General features: G+C 51.0%; 1 protein-coding gene and 1 pseudogene. Both read right to left on the bottom strand.

Going from position 1 to position 1,149, the window contains the following annotated elements; all coding sequences use genetic code 11:
* A pseudogene (locus tag ACT3T7_RS18380) lies at positions 1-431 on the bottom strand (dihydroxy-acid dehydratase domain-containing protein); the annotation flags it as partial.
* Between the two features lie 330 nt (positions 432-761).
* Positions 762-1,149, bottom strand: a 388-nt coding sequence (locus ACT3T7_RS18375; protein WP_444631926.1) for an FCD domain-containing protein, incomplete at its 5' end; no start/stop codon positions are given.

The following is a 1,149-nucleotide window of genomic DNA, read 5'->3' as shown; positions in this document are numbered from 1 at the left end:
ACCAAGAGCGGACATTCAGCGTGGACTGATATATCGCATTTCCCTCGACCAATGGAAGACGCGGATTTGGTGGCCCGAAAAAGAAACTCATCGTAGCCGATGTCGCCAGCTGCCAAACGTTTGCACAATGCCCAGATAATGCTTCCCGATCCGATACTTTCATTACCGCGCCATCCATTGAACATGGGGCCGCCCGAAAGCATGATGGCGGGAATATTGACGGTTGGCGCCGCCATCAGGCAGAACAGGGTGGTCTTTTCGCAGCCGGTATCCAGCACCACGCCGTCCAGGGGGTAATCGTGCAGGAATTCGGACGAATCCCAGGTAAGCCAAGTTGCGTTCCAGCGCCGCTGTCGAACGCCGCACTTTCTCGCGAAAGGGGTGCATAGGAAACTCGAGGAGTTCCCTCCTGCTTCACGAATACCATCCTTGGACTGCCCTATGTTCTCCGGACACTTCTAGCCTATTATTGCGATCATGGAGCATAGCGCTTCTCCTAACCAAGTCGAATTGTTAAGACAAAAGTTGTTGAGGCAGGTTCGTGCCGACAGCCACTGGCTTCAAAACGATCGTTCGGCCCCACGATGAAAAAGGCGGGCTCAGCGCAGTAGAAAAAAATGCGGCCGATTAGTTCTATCTCCTGGGGCTTATCCCGGTGCGTAGTTCCAATCTGTCGGCCACCGACCCCGCGCAACCTGACAGGAGGGAAACACTGTAGTCCCGTGTGCGGTGACCTGTTAGGTGTTAACTTTCAATTACTACTAGCTATTAATATATTCCGAGTAAGCATCAGCCAGTTTGGCTAGGTTCGTCTGAATATAAGAGAGATGAATTTGCATGGCATCTAGCGCCTGTGCCGGTTCGCGAGCCTCAATAGCACTTATCAAGGCAGCATGCTCACTGATAATGGATGGAATACGCTGCTCTTCAAGAAATAGCATCCGTACCCGGTTGATATGTAGACGTACAGGATAAATAACGTCCCATACTTCACTATAACCGGCTGCTTCCGCTATTTTTGCGTGTAATTCTTCGTCAAGGCGCTCGATATCAAGGTAGGTCTTTCTACGACAGGCAGCTTCCTGCTCATCAAGATTTAGCTTCAGATCAATGATCTGCTGTTCAGTACATTGCCTAGCTGCATCCTGG

It is taken from the genome of Halomonas sp. 111, from assembly GCF_052379685.1.
Taxonomy (GTDB): domain Bacteria; phylum Pseudomonadota; class Gammaproteobacteria; order Pseudomonadales; family Halomonadaceae; genus Vreelandella; species Vreelandella citrativorans.
Note: the sequence above shows the minus strand (reverse complement) of the source record. Positions and strands in the feature narration are given on the sequence as shown.